This is a genomic window from Pontibacter akesuensis, assembly GCF_001611675.1.
GTDB classification, from domain to species: Bacteria; Bacteroidota; Bacteroidia; order Cytophagales; family Hymenobacteraceae; genus Pontibacter; species Pontibacter akesuensis.
This window is the reverse complement of record NZ_CP014766.1, coordinates 3637136-3659111: the sequence shown is the minus strand read 5'-3', so window position 1 is coordinate 3659111 and position 21976 is coordinate 3637136. Positions and strand designations below refer to the sequence as shown.

Genomic DNA, 21976 nt, shown 5'->3' with positions numbered 1-21976 from the left:
CTACTTAAGTATGGTAACTACGCCTTTCTGCACCAGGTTTATGTCTTTTATCTGGATGATGTAGAAGTAGGATCCGGCCTGCACATCTCCGCCAGCGCCTCTGCCATCCCATCCCTCCTCGGGGTTGCTGGTGTGGAAAATCCGCACGCCTGACCGGTCAAACACTTCTACTTCCACCTGGTTATAATAGCGGAGTTCCGGTACCGTCCAGGTATCGTTCCGGCCGTCGTTGTTAGGCGAGAAGGCATTTACCAGTTTAAGCTTTTGCTGTGGCTCGTAAAGTGTTTTGGTGAGTGTAAAGATTTGCTCTATGGTGTTGTTATAGGGGTCTTTACTGCTGACACGGATGGTAAAATCAGATACACCGGACAAGCCCTGGTTAGAGACTAAGTGTAGCTCATCAGCATTAACAATTCGAAACAGGCTGTTATGCGTATCGCCCGGCCCGGCAACAAGGGTATAGGTGAAGTTCGAATCATCGGGGTCGGTTGTGGAAAACGTGCCGATTGCCTCTGCAGGTGTGATATCCGGCCTGAACTTATTGTCGCTCAGACGCATGTTCGTAGGTGGCTGGTTTGGCGCCACCTCCACTGTAACGCGAGCCATCTTGTTTTCTGTGTTAGAGGCATTCTCCGGCAGTTGTAGCTTTCCAGTCAGCTCGTAGGCGGCAGGCACCTCGCCATTGTAGTTCCCGGCACTCCAGGTTACGCTAAGGTTTTCCCTTTCGCCGTTCGTAAAGGTTACCTCTACCTGCGCAGGTAGGGGCACCTTATTGAAGGCCGTTTTGAATGGCACGATAATGCGCTCCACAGCGGCTATGGCCGAAACATTCTTTGTAAGCTTTTCCACCTCGTCCGTCACCGTGGCTCCCTTGTTTCCCAAGGCATCCACCAGGTACAGGCGCACTGTCAGCAGGCCATCTTTCAAACCAGATAAGTTTAGTGCAGGTATGGTGAAGGAAGCATTGTTAACGGTTGCTGTTCCGGTTATCTCGCTGCCTCCGTTGTCGCTGCTGATGGCATAGGTATAGGAGGCCCCGACTTCGGCGCCGGTTACTTGCAGCGCTACATTGTTCTGGTTATCCACGTTCACCTTATCTGTTGCAAAGGTGATAGCATACCGGGCAGGCGCTGTGGTGTCATACTGGCGCTCCAGTTTGCTGGAGGCAGTGTTTCCGTTGGTGGCAGCATCCTGCGCCTTGTTAGCAGGCACACTGACTGATACAGCGCCATCCTGCCCCGGTTGTATCACCACGGAATACTGCTGCTCATTTACTTTCCTGAAATCGGCAGCCGTTGCGTTGGCAAGTATAAAATCACCAATTTCGAAGCCGGTAACAGGCTCGCTAAAGTCAACGAGCACCGTAAAGGGCTGGTTTGTTCTGGCTGGTGCATTACTGCTTAGGCTAACCGTCGGGCGGGTGGCATCATAGCCCAGAACCAGTTCGTTTGATGCCTCGTTGCCGTTTGCTGCCTTGTCCTGCACCACTTTGGCAGCCATACTCAAAGCCACGTTGCCACTTGCTGAAGGGGTGATAAGCACAGTATAGGTCTGGTCATTCACCTTCGTTAGCTGGGATGCTTCGCCATTGGTTACCCGCACATCCGAAGCGGCAAAGTTTACCACCTGCTCACTAAAACTTACCTGCACCGTACACGGAGCGTTTACCGGGCCTTTAGCCGATGTGCTCAGCACAACCGTTGGGCGCTGCGCATCATACGTCCGCACTAACGCTGCAGAGGCCTTGTTGCCATTTTCCGCCGCATCAAAGGCTTTGTCTGCGGCAACACTAATGCTTACCTCTCCGTCGGAAGCTGGCGTTATAGTGGCCGTATACTTCGTGGCGTTGATTTTTGTGAAATTGCCGGCTGCGCCATTACTAATTTCAACATCCCCGGCTTCAAATCCCGTAACGGCTTCGGTGAAGGTAAAGGTAACTACAAAAGGTGTGTTGGTTGTGGCGGGCGCATCCGTTTTCAGCACCAACTCTGGGGCAGTCGCATCAAACTGGCGCTCCAGCGCATTCGATGCTTCGTTCAGGTTCCCGGCCAAATCGGTGGCCTTGCCAGCCGCGAATTGCATGCGCACCATACCATCGGCGGTTGGTGTAACGGTGGCGGTGTAGGTGGCTTTATCCGTTGAAGCAAAGTTGCCCAGGGTGCCGTTGCTAACGGTGAAGTCGGCGGCTGCTACTCCGAATACTTCTTCACTGAACTTAATACTTATGGCAAAAGGGTCCTTCACAGCAGCTTTGCTAGCGGATGTGAGACTGCCGGTTGGGGCGGTTAGGTCGACCTGAACGTTGAACGCCGCACTTTTCGCACCCGTGTTTCCGGCGGCGTCGGTGGCAGCAGCTGTATAGGAATGGGCACCCTCCGCCAAGGCAGTTTCAGAGCTGTAAGCCCAGTTGCCAGAGGCATCAGCTTTCACGGAGCCCAGTGTTGTGCCGTCTTTGTACACGGTTACTTCTGCGCCCGCCTCTGCAGTGCCTGCCAGTTCCGGGGTATTATCTGAGGTTATTCTATCATTCGCGTCTGGTCCCCTGTCTTCCGTGATCTTGATCATGGCAGGAGCAGCGGGAGCTTTCGTATCAACCACCCAGGTATAGGTGGCCGGCGAGGCATCGGTGTTTCCGGCAGCATCCACGGCACGAACGGCCAAGGTGTGGGAGCCGTCCGAAAGGTTCTGCACAGGGTATGGCGTGGCTGCATCAGCATAGTTCCCCCCGTCCAGCTTCACCTGGTACGTCACGTTAGCTTTATCACTGGAGAAAGTGAATGTAAAGGAAGCATTGTTGGTAATAGCTGCGGGTTTTTCTACAATGTTCGTCTGTGGCGCCTTTGAATCGATAGTGAAGGCAATGGTGTTGCTTTCCGGGCTATTGTTTCCTGCAGCATCCGCAGCAGTGGCAGCAACGGTATGCTCGCCTTCTGCCAAGGCCGTTCCTGGCGTTAACGTCCATTTTCCGTCAGCAGCGGCAGTTGCCGTACCTATACTTTTGCCGTCTACCGCTACAACTACTTTACTTCCTGCTTCGGCCGTTCCGGAAAATGTTGGCTTTGGATTGTTCAGCAGCGCATTGTCTTTGGGAGTAAGCACAACAGGTGCAGCGGGTGCCTTGGTGTCGATGGTCCAGGTATAGAAAGCCGGCGTCTCGTCTCTGTTTCCGGCCTGGTCTACAGCTCTTACCAACAAGGTATGCTCTCCATCTGCCAGCCCCGAAACCGTGTAAGGCGTGGTGGCATTGCTGAAGGAAGCTGCGCCATCCAGCTTCACCTGGAAAGTAACGCCATTCTCGTTGCTGGTAAAGGTAAATGTGGCAGTAGACTTGTTGCTTAACTCGGCAGGCTTCGTGGCAATTGTGGTTTCAGGGTCCTGAGTATCATTGGGCTGCGGAGTCACGTTCAGGAGCTTCTCCAGCACCTCAAACCACTCCTGGGCCATTTTATCATAACCTTTCCGGCTGGGATGCAGGTTGTCGGTAAAGTCACCGCTCGGGGCTTTATCATAAATCAGGCCGGCACCGGCTTCCATGTCGGCAAACACGATGCGGTCTCCTGCCTGCACTCTTTTCTCGGCCATTGCCCGCACATAGTTATTGTAGTTTTTTGCGGCGGCATCCAGCGATGGGTTATCTCCGGCGGTAAGTATAATCTTAGCCAGCACCACCGTTACCTCTTGGTTTGCCCGCTCCTCGTAGAGGTCAATCTGGTCGAGTATTTTCACCACGTCTTGGATGCTGGTTGCAGAGCCATCTACCTGGTTTGTTCCAATGTGCAGCAGAATAATGTCCGGGTTATACTTGTCGAGGTAAAAACCACCGCCCGGTCCACGGAACTCGCCTGTGTTGTAGTACGGAAACCTTCCGTCCTTTAACAACAGGGCTATGTCCTCGTCCCGCGCCCCTCCAAAACCGGCGTGGTCGGTATCAGAAACATAGTTACTGCCAGATCTTTCACTTCCCACAAAGTCATACTTGTTTGTGGAAATGGCGTTGTTCAACAGCTCCTCCAGTTTATCCCGGTAACCACCCCGCTCGTTCACGGCGATAGCACTGCTGCCCCCCTCTGTGTTGGAATCTCCAAGGGGCATGATGTTGAAAGTTTTGGAAGCAGGATGGGTGGTAGCGCTAGCCACGGCACTGTAAGCAGACTCCGCACCGTTCGCGGAAGCTTTGATGCGGTAGTAAGCTGTTTGGCTATAGTATAATGTAGCATCCCGATAGTAAAGAACTCCCGGATTCGTGATGGTGGCTAAGGGTACAAAAGTGCCGGCATTTCCTGTATTTGACCTCTCCAGTACGTAACCAGTTGCGCCATCTATCTTATTCCAGGTAAGGGAAATGGCTCCGACTAGTGAGGGCCTTGCCTTCAGCTGCGGAGCTGACAAGGCTAGGGCCTTTGAAGGAAGAGGGGTAGCAATGGGTGATGCTGTAGCTTGGGTGCTAAAGGTAAGTAACAATAAAACAAGCAACCTGCTTATTGATAAATGTAAGGGCATATAGTACGTTAGGTATAGCAGTTTCGCGATTCACTATATAACGATAAACCGATACCTTGGTTGCCTCCCTCCTAACTCAGAAAACTAGTTCATATCCAGCCATATTTCAACTTCGCGCAAACATCTGCGTTACAACAACGTAAAATTCACCCATTCCCAAATCTTCTGTGCAATTTAAGAATAGTGTTATCACTGTATTAAAAAAAATATATACTTAAAAGGGCAACTTTTTAGGCTCTTTCCTAATATATAGTAGAACCATCCACGCCCTAACCCCATGTGAAGCATAACCACACTGATCCAATTCTTTAGCGGTTACAACCCTTAACTAGTCCCTTTATGCTTTTCAACTCTACTGAATTCTTTATATTCTTTCCGGTAGTAGTTACCCTTTACTTCCTAACGCCTTTTAACCGGCGCTGGATCATTCTGCTGCTTGCCAGCTACTACTTCTACATGTCGTGGAAGCCCGCTTATGCCATTATTCTGGTTGTATCCACGCTTATAGATTATGTGTGCGGCCGGAAAATGGGCGGTTACTCCGACGAGGAGAAATCTAAGCGTCGCCCCTGGCTGTATCTAAGCCTCTGTTCCAACCTCGGTATACTGCTATTATTCAAGTACTATAACTTCTTTAACGAAAGTGCCCGCGGCCTTGCTACGGCGTTGGATATGGGTTATGCCATGCCTGCTTTTAACATGCTGCTCCCGATGGGTATCTCCTTCTATACGTTCCAGACCATGAGCTATAGTATAGATGTGTACAATGGCCGTATAAAGCCCGAGCCGCACCTGGGCATCTTCGCGCTTTTCGTCACTTTTTTCCCGCAGTTGGTAGCAGGCCCCATTGAGCGGGCTGGAAACCTGCTGGGGCAGCTGCGCGTGGGGCACGAGTTTAAGTATGAGCGCGTGGTGGCAGGCCTGAAACGCATGGGCTGGGGCTTCTTCAAAAAGCTGGTGATTGCTGATAACCTGGCGCTGATGGTGAACCAGGTCTATAACAATCCAACTGAGTATGAAGGCATTTCGCTTGTTATCGCCACCATCTTCTTCGCCTTTCAGATTTACTGCGACTTTTCGGGCTACTCCGACATTGCCATTGGTGCCTCGCAGGTGATGGGCTTTAACCTCATGGAGAACTTCCGCAGCCCTTACTTTGCGAAAACCATATCCGAATTCTGGGGGCGTTGGCATATTTCCCTTTCCACGTGGTTCCGCGATTACCTGTATATCCCGCTTGGGGGCAACCGGGTGGTAAAATGGCGCTGGTACTATAATTTGTTTATTGTATTTTTGGTGAGCGGGTTGTGGCACGGCGCCAGTTGGACCTTCGTAATCTGGGGCGCCTTGCATGGCGTTTACCAGGTCTTCGGCATCGTAACCCGCTCCGGGCGCAATGCGCTGGTGCAGAAAATCGGCCTTACCAACTACCCACTGCTTTATAAGTGGGTGCAGGTGCTCACTGTTTTTGCTTTGGTATGCTTTTCGTGGATATTCTTCAGGGCCAACAGCATCAGCGATGCGTTCTACATCGTGGGCCAGTGTTTCTCGGTACTCACTAATCCAGGCCAGGTAGTTGCAATGGACTGGAGCCACGATGTTTTTATGGAGCAGGGCGTTAAGGTTTTCGGAACATCCGTCATCGCCATAGCCATTATGGAAACGGTGCATTTAATACAGCGAAATGGCAGCGTATCGCAACTAATTGGGCAGCGCCCGGCGTTTGTTCGCTGGGGAATGTACTACTTGGCCATCATTGCGGTGTTGTTGTTCGGCCAGTTTGGCAACCAGGAGTTTATTTATTTTCAGTTTTAAGTAGAGCATGACGACAGCTAGTAAAAAGCAGGAAGTGAAGCGATTGCTGAAGAAGCTGGGCCTGTTGGCGCTGCCTTTCGTGCTGTGGCCGCTGATCGAGGTCTTTGTGCTGCCGATGAACTTCTTCACCTTCCGTATCTGGGAGACCATCTCTGTGAATACCATGCGCATCATGTCCGGTCCGTTTTACCCGAACATCCATATGAAGATGGTAGAGGAAGGCGAACTGGCCCCGCGCACGCCCTACGCCCAGAAGCGCCCGGTAGAGTGGTACACCGATGCCTACGGTTACCGCAACCGTGACTTGGAGAACGATGTGCTGCTGATCGGCGACTCAAATATCACGGGAGCCAAGCTGTCGCAGGACGAAACGCTGGCTGAAGTACTGGAGCAGCGCCTGAACCGCCCTGTCTATTCTTTCGCCCCGGCCACCATGAACCGTTTCCTGGCAACAGACCGCTTTGTGAAGGACCCGCCGCACCTGGTGATCGTTTCGAGCATTGAGCGCCGCGTGCCCGGCCTGCCTGCAGTTGGCGCAAATGGTTTTCAGTCGGAGGTTCGGGATATGACAGGTACTTTTATCAGTAATTCCTCTTTCCTGACATCCCTGGCCGTTACCGCCGACCGCATCTCCAAATTGGGGCTGTACCATCGCACGTTAGCAGATATTGAGCGTGCTTTGGGAAAAAAAGAGTATATTAGTTATAACAATGAGTTTTTTATAGAGGGTGATACGGCAAACCGCACTTACAGCGAGGAGGAGATAGAGCAGATAGCGGACGTGCTGCAAGGCTACCAGAAAGCCCTGCAGGAGCGTGGAATACAGTTTCTGTTCCTTCCCATCCCGAACAAAGAAAATATTTATTACCAGCTGCTTCCGTCTAAGAAAAAAGCTACTTTTCTGCCGCGACTGTACGCTAAATTGGAAGAGCGGGGCGTACCGTATGTAGACCTGCAGGAATCGTTTAACAAGCTTTATCAGCAGGAGCAGGTACAGCTTTATCCGGCTGATGATGCCCATTGGAATGAAGTAGCCGTAAAAGTAGCTGCAAAGCTGTTAACTCAGCACGCCACAGTAGCGGAGTTGAAGGTAGAGAAAAATAGAAGTGACGAGCAGAGCATGCTTGTAAATTTAAAGAACGAGTAACTCTGGCTTTGGCTGGAATTGAATACAACGCGAAAAACCCATAACCCAGAAACATGAAGGCTTACTATGACAAGGGGGTAAAGAGGTTAAAGAAGATTTTAGGGAAGATCGTGCCTTACAACACCCAGTACAGGCCCAGTGACGTTTGCAGAATAAATCTGAGTGATTTATCGGTTAATAATCCCCGTGAATTTTATATACACCCGATTTACCCTGATTTGACCACCACTCTGGATATATCAGAGGAGTTGTATGAAGCGTGCTCTCCCTATTGGAAACCCAAAAGGACAGTGCAGACCGACTATATGGTGCTGGAAGTGCCAAACGGACGGATTTACACAGACAATGACAGCAGCATTGCGGTTGTTTCGCAATACAACCGTTTGATAGAGAACGTTTCACTAAGCCTTGTAAATGGCAAGGTGTCAGAGCCAAACCTGAACAATATCTTCGAGCAGCGCTTCTTTAAGCCGCCTGTAAAGATAGAGGGCACCGTGTTCTCGCTACTTACCGGGGGCGCAGGCATAAACAACATCGGGCACTGGTTTATTGATGTGCTGCCCCGCCTGCACCTGCTCCGTGAAAGCGGCCTCTACGACAAAGTAGACTGGTTTTACCTACCGAGTACCCGCTATAGCTATCAAACAGAAACGCTGGAGTTATTGGGCATTCCGGAGGAAAAGATCATCACCGGTGATATGTACCCGCACATTACCGCTGACAACGTAGTAGCTTCTACAGCCCCCCGCGGCAACCATACATTGGTGCCCAAATGGCTGTGCAACTACATTCAGGACTCGTTTATGCCTTATGCAGCCGAAGAGACCGCTGCTGCGGTTACTGATACGCCATACCTCTACATCAGCCGCTCGGACTCCAAGATTCGGAATGTACTGAATGAGCAGGAGTTGCTGGAGGCACTGGAACCCTATGGCTTCAAAACAGTTATTTCGAGCCAGCTAAGTATAAAACAGAAAATACAGCTGTTCTCCAAAGCCAAAGTAGTGGTGGGCGCCACGGGCGCGGGTCTGATCAGCATGTTTTTCTGCAAGCCCGGCACCAAGATGATAGAGATTTTTAATGAGGGGTTTGTAATTGAGCCTTTCTACGATATTGCCTCTAAAATTGAACTGGACTACCAGTACATTATTTGCAAAGGCAAGAAAAAAGTGCGCAACGCAGACCAGGGACAGCACGAGCACCTGTTGGTTGAGACTGACAAGGTGGTGGAGATGCTGGAAATGCTAGAGACAAAGAAAAGGCACAAAAGAGTGCAGCCAGTTTAAGTTGAAGCTAAGCGGCTATACTATAAAGCCTGCGTTTGAAACGTTGTTTCGGATGCAGGCTTTTGCTTTTGGCCTGCCACCTCCTGGTAAATCTGTAGCAGCAGTTTGTAGTTAGCCTCAGGCGTGTAGTTGGCCTCGTAGTCGCGGCGGGCATTCTGCCCCAGGTGCTGCGCATATTGAGGATCAAGCCCGATTGTCTTTAACTGGCGCACCAGTTCATTGGCGTTGCCAGGCTCGTAATGCAGTCCATTGTGTCCGTGTCGCACGAGTTGTCCGCCGCCGCCTATGTTGGAGGAAATCACCGGTGTACCGGTAGAGAAGGCTTCTATAATGGACATGCCGAACATCTCGGGCCACTCTGAAGTGAAAATCAACGCCCGTGTCTTCTTCAGCTCCTCCACTACCCTTTCAATCTTTTGATAACCAAGATACTCCACCTGCGGATGATTCGCCGCAAAAGCCTCCACCTCCGCCCGCATCGACCCATCCCCTATTACCTTTAGTTTAAAAGGGTGCTGCTCACAAGCTTTCAGCAAGGTGCTAACCCCCTTTTCGGGCGAGAGCCGGCCCACGTAAAGAAAGAAGTCTTCTCTTTCAGAGGCGCTTACACCAAGATCTGCTGTGAAATTTGGTTTTACTACCAACTGCTCCGGTCTTAGCTTTAACGAGGAATGCAGAAACAGGTCGGCGGCACCGCTGGTTAGCGTGATAAAGCGGTCTACTTTGCTTCGCCACGTGCCCAGGAGCTTATGAACGCCTGTAGCCAGAACAACGGAGGCAGTCTGAAACCTGGAGTCGCGGTAAGCACCGTCCAAAATAGCGCCCATAGGAAATACCTTTTGCACGTTTTCCATGTGCACCCGCCCGTTGTAATGCAGGTAAGCGCTGGGGCACACGAGCCGGTAGTTGTGAAGCGTCATCACGACGGGTACACGCAGCTTTTTGGCCACGTAGAAAACAGCCGGGGAAATCAGCGGGAAGAAATTATGTACGTGCACCACGTCCGGCCGGAAAGCTATTATCTTGTCCTCCACCAACTGGGCACTACGTTGGTTATACACTACTCCCAGCGCTGATCGTAGTTTTTCAGATAAAGAATTAACATTCCTGTTCGATAAGGTCAGCCTTTCCACCTGGTGGCCGTGCTCCTCCAGCAAAGCCGCCTCTGCAAAGAAAACAGTATCTTCTCCGGCTGATATTTTATAGTGGTTGTGAACCTGAAGTATGCGCATGCGCGAATTGAATTAAATAAGTGATTTGATAGCCTTTCGCAGGTCTTCCGGCGTGCCTACATCTAGGCAACTGCCGCTGTCGAAACACAGGCTTTGCACCAGCAGCCCCTCTTTGATCGCCGCCTGTACCACCTCCCCCACGCTTAGTTCTCTTCCCGAAGCATAAAGCTCCGCCTCCTCCTGCTGCAGGTATAGGTGCATGAATTCGGTGAACCGTGGTCCCCAGCAGGCAATGGCCCAACCGTAAATAAGGGCAGAGTGTGCGGGTTTCCGGATTATGTGTTTTACCTGTCCGTTTTCTGCCAGATCTACCACATCCCACTTGGAGGGGTCAGTTACTTTAAAGCAGCCCAGCACCACATCGGCCTGCGTTTCAGATTGCTGCTGTAGCAGCTGGGCAAAGGCATCTTCGGGTGTAAACAGGATGTCCGGGAAGCCAAACACCACCTGCTTGCCCTGCACAAAGCCGTAACTCTGGTCCAGCGAATAGGGCGTGCCATACGGCCGCTGCATGATCAGGTAGCCCAACTGCAAGCCAAGTTGGCTGCCGTCGCCAAAGTAGTCCGGAATATCCCACTTGCCTTTGCGAAGTATAAAGTACACCTGTGCGGCCCCAGCCCGTTGCATGTGCTCCAGCAAATACTGCGACACCACTTTCGGGTGCGGTGCACCATGCTCCGGGTGCGCCGCAAAGCCAACCGGAAACAGCTCTTTGCTGCAGGGTATGGGCGCGAGCCGCGAGCCCTGCCCGGCAGCCGGAATCAAACCTACAATGTCTGCTGGCATAAGGTGCTTAAAAAAGCCGCGCACCGCTACCTGTGGTCTGCGATGCGCGGCTACTATGGGTTTATTTAAACGTCAGTTTTATACTTCTGTTCTATGAAATAGATGCCTCTGATCGTTGCAGGTGCTGCAGCACGTTATCACGTGTCGCTTCATCTGTTGTGGAGAAGTACACAGCCTGTTCCTGCAATAGCCTGTCCACCAAACGGCCTTCCGGCAGTACCACGTCATCATATGTGATCACCTGGTCTTTTGGGATGTCGCGCTTCAGCACGCAGCCTTCTGCAATTCCAATTGGCAGCAAACGTTCTGCAGCGGTTGTATCGGCGTTTTCGCAAAGCCCATAAGTCATGTAGTGGCCAATGCCATCTATTTCCTCCCCTGCCTTCAGGTCTATTTTGGCAGCCGCAACCACCGAAACCTGCGGTGCCCCCATCGGGGTTAAGGCCGCATCCTGGAAAAGGACGGCACGCGCCACGGTATTCGGTACCTCAAAGTGGCACAGGTGGTAAGGCGTGTAGAACAAGTATAGCGGACCCTCGCCCAGTTTGTACAGGTTCAGGTAGTGCTGCTGAATCGGGTCATCGTGCGTACCAAGTACAAACACGCCTGGTCCCGGCTCCGCTCCTACCACATAATCAACAATGCCCGGTCCTTGCACCAGATCCTCCAGCGGGTACAGGCTGTGCACACACTCTTTCAAAGTAGTGCCGCCCAGTACAGTAGGACCGTGCATGCCGCGCTTGGCCACACGCATTCCTGTTCCGTTAGCAATGATAGCCTGCTCAAAAGATATTTTGCTGCCATCTGCAAACGATGTAACCATCGCCGGGTTCTGGCCCCATTTCTTGGCGAAGCCTTCCTGTGTGGTAGGGTTACGGTACGGGTCGTGCAGGCCTTTGATGTTGCCGCACAGCACCGGTTTCACGCCCAGCCCCTTCACAAAACGGAAAAGGTTCATGGTAACGCCCGGCTGGTCACCGTCGGCATTAGTGAAAACAACGCCGGCTTTGTCGGCATATACTTTCAGAATTGGTCCAACGGTGCCATCCACTTCGGCATTCATCATAATGATATGCTTGCCGTTCTGTATAGCTGTTAAAGCTATGTTTGTGCCGAATTCCACGGCACCGGTCACTTCTATTACTGCATCGATGCCTTCGGCCTGGCAAAGCAGCAGGGCATCTTCGGTGATGCTATACTTGCCCTGGCGAATGTTCTCTTCCAGATCGGCGATGGAGTTTACCTCCTCTGCCTGCTGCACCCCAGCGTCTGCGTAGGCCTGCCGGGCTTTGTCGAGGGTGCGGTTAGAAATGGCCACCAGTTCCATTCCCTGGGTATACTTGCAAATCTGCAACGCTATGCCTTTGCCCATAAAGCCTGCCCCCACCATGGCTACCCGAATCGGGTTGCCCTCGGCCTGGCGCTTTGCTAAGGCGGTATCAACTATAATCATGCTGTTGAAATTTTAATTTAGTTAGATGAAGCGCTGGCCTTACGCCAGCTGCTTTCCCTTTTGTGCCTCCTGCGCTTCCACAAAATCAGGATGCGCCTGATCTTTCTCTGAAATCACTACCGGCTCAATCGGCCACTCAATATTGAAGGCAGGATCGTTCCAGCGGATGCCGCGCTCGGCTCCCGGTGTATAGAATTCAGTTACCTGGTACGTTACGTCGGTGTTGTCTTCCAGCGTGATAAACCCATGCGCAAATCCCTCCGGCACAAACAGCATGCGGTAATTATCGGCAGTCAGTTCCACGCCGATCCACTGTTTGTACGTTTCAGAATCTGGACGCATGTCTATAATCACATCGTAAATGGCGCCGCGGGTGCAGCGCACCAGTTTCGACTCCTCATTCGGGGCCAACTGCATGTGCATGCCACGAAGGGTTCCCTTCTTTTTGTTGTAGGAAACGTTCGTCTGTCGCACGTTGGCACTCAAACCATGCTCCTCAAACTCGTTTTGGCAGAACGAGCGGCCAAAAAAGCCGCGCTCATCCTCCAGGCGCTTTACATCAAGTATAAAGGCGCCTTTAAGCTTGGTCTCTGTAAATATCATAGTAAGTATAAAGGCTTATACAGTTTGTAATACGTCGGATTTACGCTGCTCCCACTGCAGTTGCTCGTTGATCTTGTTGTTCTCCATCAGGCTGTTCAGCACCATCAGGCGCATGAGCTGCGAGTTGCGGAAATCTCCGTCCTTGAATTCCATGGCCTGCAAACCGGCGTGCAGCTCCTGTATAGCATGTGTTAGCGTGTACTGCGGCAGGTAGTCCGGAGCCAGTTCTCTGAACAGATCGAAGTTAACTTTATAAGAGCGCTTATCCGGTGCGGCATCTTTGTTTACGGTCACATCCACCCCCGGCATCACTTCCGATACGGCATTAGCCAGTTCGTATACTTGGTAGTTCCACTCATTAGAGCCGGTGTTCACTGCCAAAAACTCGCCACCGTTCGATGGCTGTCGTGTCACGGCCCACTCAATGGCGCGTGCCATGTCTTTTACGTGGATTAATGGGCGCCACGGCGTACCGTCGCTAAGAATATTGATTTTGCGTGTAGCCACGGCACTTGCCACAAAGTCGTTCAGCACCAGGTCCAGGCGCAGGCGGTCGCTCATGCCGCAAGCGGTGGCGAAACGCAGGCAGGTTACGGTGAAGCCATCACCGGCAAGCGGCTGCAAGTCTTTTTCCGTTGCCACTTTTGAGCGGGCGTAGGCAGTAAGCGGGTTCAGCGTCGAATCCTCTGTTTTGGGCTTGTCTTCGGCAGCGCCGTACATGCTGCAGCTAGAGGCAAATACATAGTTTTTCACGCCGGCTGCCTTGGCCATTTCGGCTATGCGAACACTGGACTTATAGTTAACTTCCATGGTCACCTCCTCAAACTTGTTTCCCATCGGGTCGTTTGAGATGGCAGCCAGGTGCACTACGGCATCTACACCTTCCAGCACTTCGGCTGGCATGGTGCGCACGTCACCGTAAAGCTGTACATCTAGTCTGCTTTCTGGAAGTATAGGCGCATCCGTAAGGCAAGTTGCAAAGTAGGCCATATCGTAGCCTATAAGCGTGGCATCGGGATGCGCGGCACGCAAGCGTTCTACCACACCGGGCCCAACATAGCCCATGTTACCGGTTATAAGTATTTTCATGATGAGATTTTATATGAAGAGGGTTTAAGGTTCTGATTTGATAGCTCACAGCCTCGCTTATTGTACTGCCTCGGTCATGGCTTTGTTCCACACTTTCCACGGCGCTTTGCCCTCCTGCCACAGGTCCTCCAGCAGGTGCTTGTCGCGGAGCGTGTCCATTGGCTGCCAGAAGCCCCGGTGGCGGTAAGCTGAAAGCTCCCCCTCCTCAGCCAGGTTCTCCAGCGGGCCGCGCTCAAACACGGTGCTGTCATCGTCGATATAATCGAATACGCTTGGCTCCAGCACGAAAAAGCCCCCGTTAATCCAGGGCATATCGCCTCCTGATGGCTTTTCTTTGAATTGAGGAACTTTGGTTGCCTCGGTAGTGAGTGTGAACGCGCCAAAACGGCCAGGCTGTTGCACAGCTGTAAGCGTAGCCTTGGTGCCCTGAGATTTGTGGTAGGCGATAGCCTCTGAAATATCCACATCGCTCACTCCGTCACCGTAAGTCAGGCAGAACGTCTCGTCGCCCACATACTCCTGCACGCGCTTCAGACGGCCACCAGTCATTGTGCCCTCACCGGTATCCACCAGCGTAACTTTCCAGGACTCGGTATTGTTCTTATGCACCTCCATGCCGTTTTTACGCATGTCGAAGGTTACATCGGAGTTGTAGAGGCAATAGTTGGCAAAATATTCTTTTATAATATGGCCTTTGTATCCGCAGCAAATGATAAACTCATCAATGTTGTAATGCGAGTAGATCTTCATGATATGCCAGAGGATAGGTTTGCCTCCAATCTCGACCATGGGTTTAGGTCGCACACCGCTTTCTTCGCTGATTCTTGTACCGTAGCCGCCGGCAAGGATAACTGCTTTCATCTATAGTAAGGGTTTTTAGGTTGTGTTCTGTGGTGGTGAATTATATGTTATTCCTGTCTAAAAAACTGTCTTTAAACAAATACGGAAAATTCTATATTTTGATGTTTAGAAATTAGAAATTGAGTTAAAAAAGAATGTTTTTGTGGTCAAACATTGAAACGGCAGGTAAATGCTGCATCTCAAGCTGAAAAAAATGGGTACAAATCAGGTTGGACAGTGCACTTTATACTTGTAAAAGGGTGTGGGCACTACGTTAGTTGAGTTGAAACGTACTGGCACCGCAGCGTAGAAGAAAGTAGAGCGGCAGGTAAAGTTTACCTGCCGCTCTATATGGTATCGTATTAGTTGCTGCTTTCAGAATGACGGCCTTTGCCTTTAGCAAGCAGCTTCATTACTTCAAACACAAATAGGCTGTTTGTAAGTAGATAGCGCTTCCAGAGGCGGCGCGGCTCCTGCCACAAACGGTAAGTCCACTCCAAGCTTAAATCGCGGGCCCACTGTGGCAAACGCTTTTCTAAGCCGGCATACGTCATGTAGGCCTGTCCTACGCCTAGCATGCAGGCATTTACTTTTCCTTTGTGTGCCGCCATCCAGCGCTCCTGTTTCGGACAGCCGAGCGCCACAAACACCAAATCGGCCCCAGAGCTGTTTATCATCCGGATAATTTCCTGGTCCTCTTCCTCACTTAGCTGCCGGAAAGGCGGTGAGTAGGTGCCGGCAATGCGTAGATCAGGAAGATCTGCGTTCGCTCGGGCTGCTACTGCCTGCAGCACATCGTCGGTTGACCCGTAAAAGAACACTGACTTGCCTCTTGCCTGTGCTTCCTGCAGCAAGCGCGGCAGCAGGTCCATACCCGGCACGCGGTCCTGGCTCTCTCCGTAAAGCAACTTCATGAGCTTCGAAACCGGCCCTCCGTCGGGCGCAGCCAGGTCGGCATTGTTCAGTACTTCTGAAAAGGCAGCATCCTGCTTTGCCTCCATCAGCATGTGCACATTGGCGAAGCAAACATAGGAAGAGTATTTATTCTCTGCCAGCCAGAACACCTGGTTTACGAAATCATCAAACGATCCCGCTGAAATCAGGGAGTTTAGCAGCTTTCGTTTAACTCTGATCGGAGGCTCGGCGGCAATTACTTGTACGGGCTCTAAGGTGTTAGTAAGCATTCTTCTCGCCTTTGATCATGTTCCAAACTGTCAGGAAAATTATCTTCATATCCATCATGAAGCTCCAGTTTTCCATATACTTCACATCGTACTCCACACGCTTCTCCATCAGGTGCATCTCCTTGGTCTCGCCGCGGAAGCCGCTAACCTGTGCGTAACCCGTGATACCCGGTGTTACGAAATGGCGCATTTTATACTTGGTGATAACTTTTGAATAATGATCCAGCTGAGACACCAGGTTCGGACGTGGTCCCACTACGGACATATCGCCTAGCAGCACGTTAAAGAACTGCGGTAACTCGTCAAGGTTCGTTTTGCGCAGGAAGGCACCTACACGGGTAATGCGCGGGTCGTTTTTAGTAGCCTGTAACTCTGTATTGTTATTTACACGCATGGTTCGGAACTTGTAGCACACGAACAGCTTGTTCTTTTTACCCGGGCGCAGCTGCTTAAAGAACACGGGGCCTTTTGACTCCAGTTTCACGGCAAGTGCGATCAGCGGCAACAGTATCGGGAAGATAAACAGTATGACAGCCAGAGAGAAGGCTATATCAAAAATGCGCTTCACCACACGGTTAGATGCAAGCTCCAAAGGCTCCTTGCGCACGCTGATCATTGGGATGTTATGGTAGAAGTACATGTTCACTTCTCTTTCCACGATCGCGCTGAAATCCGGCACGATGCGGAAATAGCAGAAATTGTCGTCCGCAAACTGGGTCAGGTCATCAATCTGGCTCTTATCCGTAAGCGGCTTGGTATAGTAGATCTCGTCGATGCTGTGGCGCAGGCAAAACTCCTTTAACTCGCTTAGATCACCTTTCACTTGGCTATAATAAGGGTGTCCTTCCGAAACGTTGTCATCGAAAAAGCCCATAAATTTCGTACCCAATTCGTCGTTGTGGTCCAGCGTCTGGTGCAGCGCCGTAGCAGCCTGGCCGCTTCCCACAATCACGTAACGTGTGTGGGCCATGTCGGCATTGGTGAAGTACTGGTACACCTGGAGCAGAATAAGGCGGCTAAACCCTATCAGCATCACGGTTGACAAGTATGTGTAAAGCAGCAGGAGTCGCGATAGTTCTTCGAGGTTGAAGATTACGATACAGCTTGCCAGCACGAGGGCGTGCATCAGGAAAGCATTTATCAGGTTCGACAGCTTTCTGTTTAGAGTCAGCATTCCGTCTACACGTACCAGGAAATTAGAGAACCCGGAAACAATCCACCACACGAGTGCAAACAACACAAAGAAGATGTTGTATTCGTGCTCAAGGTCCAGATCGCCGTACCGTACAAGGTTCGAAAGTTTGAAGGCAAGTGCAATAAGGGTAACGTCGAGAATCAACAGAAGAACTCTATTGAAGCTATAGTAATGTCTGTATTTGTTCATTGGAGTCAGGTACTTATTTAATCATATTATAATCTTTCTTGTTCTTTCATGCTGCCAGTTTCCTCATCACAGAAAGCCGTCATACTTGGTAGTGGTTAATGGTGCATTTTAAGAGCAATTAGTTAAAGGTAAATTCAGTCTGTATTGATCTTTGGTGTCAGCAGAAAAAACACTAACGGTGCGTCTTTTCTTTACTGCTTTCTATCCGTTCCGGCGAGCTAGAAGCTGCGCCTTATGCAGATAACTAAAAATACGCTTTGTAGCCAGGAAGGTTTGTGATTTTACTAAGTTGTATTAATAAAAAGAAATAAGTTTATATATAGAAAATAGAATATTAATATATATTTAATTGTTTGTCTATTTGATTTTTTACGGCAAATTGCACTGAAATCCCACATACACCCCAACACTAATCCGCTGTTTTTAATATAGAAATATTTTAATGTATACAGCTTTCACGCCTGATTCAGAACGAATTTTTTTTTGTATTCTGGCAGGTGCTTTATACTTCGTGCACGCTTCTTCAAATGGATTTAGCCATTAGTTTAAGGGCCCACGCCAACAGAATTGCTACAGTAGTGAGTTAAGGTGCCAGCAATTAATTAAGAATATTTAATAGCCGAATAGTTATATTTTAAATAGCGCGATCGTCACCCTCCTTCCGATGAATTTTCAGTCTTCAACGCGCCCTGTCTACCATACGTTCATAATTCATCTAATAAACGAGCAGGTTTGGAGACCTATATGCTGAACTATTTTAAGGAAGGGGTAATGCGGTCAATACTTCATAAAAGCTGGTAATGTGTAGCGTTGTGCTTGCTTCCAGCAGGATTATGTACTATTGAAGCCGTACGCACCTTGTGATGGGCAGCCTATACTTGGGCAAGCTCAATCATGCATGCTCTTGAAGTACAGGAGAATCGCCTTACGATTGACAGGAAATAACCGAAACTGTATAATGCAGTGAATCAGACAGGACAGACAAAATCTACTTACAAGTATTGGCAGCGTTTGCAGACTGAATTGTTAGGGATGGTACCAATGGTACAAAACTTTAGGGGCAGGAGAGCAGCTTGTTTTCACTTTTAGCGCTATTAGAGCCAGCATCCAATTGCAGTTAATAATTTTTTTTGCTTCTCATACCTTAGGGTCGGTTCCTACTTAACTATGCTTTTGCCCTTAACACAAATCTTAGGCAGCTATATTTCATACCGCTTAAACAGTAACATCAAGCATGATTCCAACTTCGATTTTTCCTGGAGCGGCACTTGTTTTAAGGTTCTTGTTAACAACCTAATTATTGCAAACACCTGGCACTCAATGCGTATGCCAAGGTTTAAATCACAACAGATAAACAACCCCTAGAACTGATACTTCATGGATAGCCCGCTATTGCAGCAAAGGTTGGCAAACAAACAGGCACTTTAGCTCGCTTTTTTATTTTATTTGTATACTAATCACCTATGCCATCAAAGTAGATAGGAGTAGATCAACAAACTAACCTCGTGCTTATGATGCTTCTAAAAATTATGGGGTTGTCCTTTGGAGTGCTGTACCTGCTCTTTGTGGTGCTACAGTACAATGATCCCGATCCTCTTATATGGATGGTGGCCTATGGTATGGCGGCGCTGGCCTGCTTTATGGCCGCAGCTAATAAAACCGCACCTGCAATACTTTGGTTAGCAGCCGCTTTGTATATTGCTTGCGCCATCTTCGTGTGGCCAGCGCGTTTCGAAGGTATCCGTATTGGCGGTGGCGACATTAAGCACATCGAAGAAGCGCGTGAATCTTTGGGCCTCCTGTTATGCGCTGTATCCTTTACCTGCCTGGCTCTGTTACAGAAATACCACGTTCGCCGTTCTTCCAACGCATAGCGGTTCTATAAACCAGATGGGCTAGCCGATTACTCGGCTAGCCCATCTGGTTTAAAACATTCTACCGTTACTCCCCTCCTGCTGTTGACATGCTCTTTCAAGTATAAGACAGCTTGCAAAGCACCAGAAAGCTTTCCACACGGTTTCAGAATTATATTAACTCTGCCTCAAACCCGGCACGCTCTACCGTGCTTTTGATTTCCTGGGCATCAGCTGAGTCAGCTTTCACCTCCAGCACTTTATTGGGGTTGTTGGTATCCACCGTCCATTCCTGAATGCCTTCTAATTTATTTAAATGGGGCGTAACGGCTTTCACACAGTTTCCGCAGTTGATGTTGGTTTTAAATTTAAAGGTTTCCATACGTATGCATTTATCTGTTTAACATATTAATTACACTTTATAATTTACGGGCACGCAAGCGGAGGCTGTTTGTTACAACCGACACGGAACTCAGGGCCATGGCAGCCCCAGCTACCATCGGGCTCAACAGGAAGCCTGTGAACGGGAACAGCACACCGGCTGCCACGGGAATACAGATCACGTTGTAGAAAAAGGCCCAGAACAGGTTCTGCCGAATCGTCTGCACCGTGGCCCGCGACAGTGTTACCGCCTTGGCAACCTGGGTCAGGTCAGAGCGCATGAGGGTAATTCCGGCCACATCCATGGCCACATCGGTGCCCTGGCCCATGGCTATGCTTACATCGGCCGTGGCAAGGGCCTGTGCATCGTTTATGCCATCTCCCACCATCGCTACCACTTTTCCTTCTGACTGCAGCTTTTTCACAAAGGCGGCCTTATCGTTTGGCAGCAGTTCTGCCTGATAATGCGCCACTCCTACCTGCTTAGCCACAGCCGTGGCTGTCTGAATGTTGTCGCCCGTCAACATGTATACTTCCAGACCGGCATCATGCAAGGCCTTTATGCCCTCGGCAGCCGTAGGCTTTACAGGGTCGCTTACGGCAAAAACAGCCAGTGCCTGTACGGCATCCGCAAAGAAGATAGCCGTTTTCGCGTCCTGCTGCAGTTTGCGGGCCGCCTGTAACAGGTGCTCCGGTAGGTTTACGCCTTGCTGCCGCAACAGCTTTTCGTTACCGGCATAGTAGGTTGTGCCCGCATAGGTCGCTTCAATTCCCAGACCGGTTAAACTGTTGAAGCTGTCCGGCTGCAGCGCCTGCTGCCCCTGTTCTTTATAATAAGTATAGATGGCCTGGGCGATAGGATGTTCGGATTGTGCCTCCATGGAGAAGAAAAGTCTCTCCAGCTTGCCCTGCTCCTCAACTTCATGCGCCCACACACTATCGGTTACCGAAGGCTTGCCTAACGTAATTGTACCCGTCTTATCCAGGATAACAGCGTTAACTTTATGGGCGTGCTCCAGGCTCTCTGCGTCTTTGATCAAAATGCCATTCTCGGCGCCCCTGCCTACACCCACCATAATAGCCGTTGGCGTGGCAAGGCCCAGGGCACAGGGACAGGCAATCACCAGTACCGAAATAGTGGACAGCAGCGCCTCCGACAAGTAGGATTCCCCACCAAAAAGTAGCCAGGCGGCAAATGTCAGTAGTGCGATGACCAACACAATCGGCACAAAGATACCGGCAATCTTATCCACCAGTTTCTGCACAGGCGCTTTGCTCCCCTGCGCCTCCTGCACCAGTTTGATGATATGGGCCAGCATTGTTTCGCCACCTGTTTTCCGGGCAATAAGCTGCACACTTCCTTTTTGGTTAATGGTACCGGCATACAGCAGATCCCCCGCCTGTTTCTGCACGGGCAGCGGCTCGCCACTTAACATGCTTTCATCCACGTACGTGCTGCCTGCTGCCACCTCTCCATCCACCGGTATGCGCTCGCCGGGCAACAGCACTACGCGGTCTCCTAGCTGTACCTCTTCTATTTTTATTTCCATCTCGGTGCCATTGCGGAGCACACGCACGCTCTTGGGCTGCAGGCCCATCAGCTTTTTGATCGCCGTAGAACTGCGATCCTTGGCCCCCTCCTCCAGGTACTTACCCAGAAGTATAAACGCAATGATCACGGCCACCGCCTCGTAGTACACGTGCGGCATCAGGCCCCGGCTCAAAAAGAACTGGGGGTACACCGTATTAAAAACACTGAAAGCAAAGGCAATGCCGGTGCTAAGCGCCACCAGCGTATCCATGTTCGCCCGGAAATGCTTTGCCTGCGCCCAGGCCCCAGTGAAGAAGCGCTGCCCTGCCCATAGTATCACGGGTGTGGTAAGTATAAGCATGGCCCAGTTACCCCAGGCAAAGGCGCCGTGGAAGAACATACCCAGCACGAAGACCGGCAACGCCAGAACTCCCGCCACTATGGTTTTTCGCTTCAGGGTAGCCAGGGCCTTTTCCTGCCGCTCCTCCAGCTCCTCTTGCGTCTGCTCCTCTATAAGTATATCAAACCCGATTTCCTGCACCGTCTCGCGCAGCTGCGCAGGTGTTACCTCACTCGGTGCATAAGCTACCTGCACTGTTTTGCTTGCAAAGTTTACGCTCGCCTCCTGCACTCCTTCGCGCGCATTGAGCATACTCTGAATGCTGTTGGCGCAGGAGGCACAGGTCATGCCCTCTACGGGATAAGTTACCTTTTCCAGTTTTATGTCTGCTAACGTTGCCATAGTTTGATTTTCTGTTCCCTACAAAGATACTTCAGGCAAGAGGCTGGGGTATTACATAATTTTATAATAATGTTACATAGTTTTTCTCAACAGGGCAATCAAGCGCCCAGCACCAATTGTATTTTATTCATTCTATAAAATATAAGTATA

The 21976-nt window shown here is 50.5% G+C and carries 15 protein-coding genes; 4 read left to right on the top strand and 11 right to left on the bottom strand.

Annotated features, from left to right (window positions below):
• Nucleotides 1-4389 (bottom strand): Ig-like domain-containing protein, encoded by a 4389-nt coding sequence (locus A0W33_RS15470; RefSeq protein WP_068839020.1) that lies wholly within the window; start codon nucleotides 4387-4389, stop codon nucleotides 1-3.
• 450 nt (nucleotides 4390-4839) lie between these two features.
• Between A0W33_RS15470 and A0W33_RS15465 the strand changes: the two genes are divergently transcribed.
• From A0W33_RS15465 to A0W33_RS15455, 3 genes are all read left to right on the top strand, one after another.
• Nucleotides 4840-6315: an MBOAT family O-acyltransferase gene (locus tag A0W33_RS15465; RefSeq protein WP_068839019.1), complete on the top strand. Its 1476-nt coding sequence runs from the start codon at nucleotides 4840-4842 to the stop codon at nucleotides 6313-6315.
• 7 nt (nucleotides 6316-6322) lie between these two features.
• The gene (locus tag A0W33_RS15460) at nucleotides 6323-7462 is read left to right on the top strand and encodes an alginate O-acetyltransferase AlgX-related protein (protein ID WP_068839018.1); all 1140 of its coding nucleotides are present in this window, start codon (nucleotides 6323-6325) and stop codon (nucleotides 7460-7462) included.
• Between the two features lie 290 nt (nucleotides 7463-7752).
• Nucleotides 7753-8748 carry a glycosyltransferase family 61 protein gene (locus A0W33_RS15455; protein WP_074937268.1) on the top strand — a complete coding sequence of 332 codons (996 nt, stop codon included), beginning with the start codon at nucleotides 7753-7755 and terminating at the stop codon, nucleotides 8746-8748.
• A gap of 20 nt (nucleotides 8749-8768) precedes the next feature.
• On the opposite strand, the gene A0W33_RS15450 is transcribed toward A0W33_RS15455, so the two are convergent.
• From A0W33_RS15450 to A0W33_RS15415, 8 genes are all read right to left on the bottom strand, one after another.
• On the bottom strand, nucleotides 8769-9980 hold the full coding sequence (locus A0W33_RS15450; RefSeq protein WP_068839016.1) for a glycosyltransferase family 4 protein: 1212 nt from the start codon (nucleotides 9978-9980) through the stop codon (nucleotides 8769-8771).
• 12 nt (nucleotides 9981-9992) lie between these two features.
• A complete protein-coding gene (locus A0W33_RS15445) occupies nucleotides 9993-10766 on the bottom strand; it encodes a nucleotidyltransferase family protein (protein WP_068839015.1) in 774 nt (257 codons plus the stop codon).
• A gap of 91 nt (nucleotides 10767-10857) precedes the next feature.
• Entirely contained in the window at nucleotides 10858-12219 is a 1362-nt protein-coding gene (locus A0W33_RS15440) for an NAD(P)H-dependent oxidoreductase (protein WP_068839014.1), read from the bottom strand.
• 39 nt (nucleotides 12220-12258) lie between these two features.
• Nucleotides 12259-12822, bottom strand: a complete 564-nt coding sequence (gene rfbC, locus A0W33_RS15435) for a dTDP-4-dehydrorhamnose 3,5-epimerase (protein WP_068839013.1) — start codon at nucleotides 12820-12822, stop codon at nucleotides 12259-12261.
• A 15-nt stretch (nucleotides 12823-12837) separates the two neighbouring features.
• Nucleotides 12838-13911, bottom strand: a complete 1074-nt coding sequence (locus A0W33_RS15430) for an NAD-dependent epimerase/dehydratase family protein (RefSeq protein WP_068839012.1) — start codon at nucleotides 13909-13911, stop codon at nucleotides 12838-12840.
• Nucleotides 13912-13968: 57 nt separating this feature from the next.
• A complete protein-coding gene (gene rfbF, locus A0W33_RS15425) occupies nucleotides 13969-14772 on the bottom strand; it encodes a glucose-1-phosphate cytidylyltransferase (RefSeq protein WP_068839011.1) in 804 nt (267 codons plus the stop codon).
• Between the two features lie 341 nt (nucleotides 14773-15113).
• Complete coding sequence (locus A0W33_RS15420) at nucleotides 15114-15935, bottom strand: WecB/TagA/CpsF family glycosyltransferase (protein WP_068839010.1); 822 nt, start codon at nucleotides 15933-15935, stop codon at nucleotides 15114-15116.
• On the bottom strand, nucleotides 15925-17319 hold the full coding sequence (locus A0W33_RS15415; protein WP_071890074.1) for an undecaprenyl-phosphate glucose phosphotransferase: 1395 nt from the start codon (nucleotides 17317-17319) through the stop codon (nucleotides 15925-15927). The genes A0W33_RS15420 and A0W33_RS15415 overlap by 11 nt, the downstream gene beginning before the upstream one ends.
• A gap of 1511 nt (nucleotides 17320-18830) precedes the next feature.
• Between A0W33_RS15415 and A0W33_RS15410 the strand changes: the two genes are divergently transcribed.
• Entirely contained in the window at nucleotides 18831-19193 is a 363-nt protein-coding gene (locus A0W33_RS15410; RefSeq protein ID WP_068839009.1) for a transmembrane 220 family protein, read from the top strand.
• Between the two features lie 151 nt (nucleotides 19194-19344).
• Here A0W33_RS15410 and A0W33_RS15405 read toward each other — a convergent pair whose 3' ends face one another.
• Together A0W33_RS15405 and A0W33_RS15400 are read right to left on the bottom strand one after the other, a co-directional pair.
• Complete coding sequence (locus A0W33_RS15405; RefSeq protein WP_068839008.1) at nucleotides 19345-19554, bottom strand: heavy-metal-associated domain-containing protein; 210 nt, start codon at nucleotides 19552-19554, stop codon at nucleotides 19345-19347.
• Nucleotides 19555-19591: 37 nt separating this feature from the next.
• A complete protein-coding gene (locus tag A0W33_RS15400; protein ID WP_068839007.1) occupies nucleotides 19592-21826 on the bottom strand; it encodes a heavy metal translocating P-type ATPase in 2235 nt (744 codons plus the stop codon).
• Nucleotides 21827-21976 lie beyond the last annotated feature (150 nt).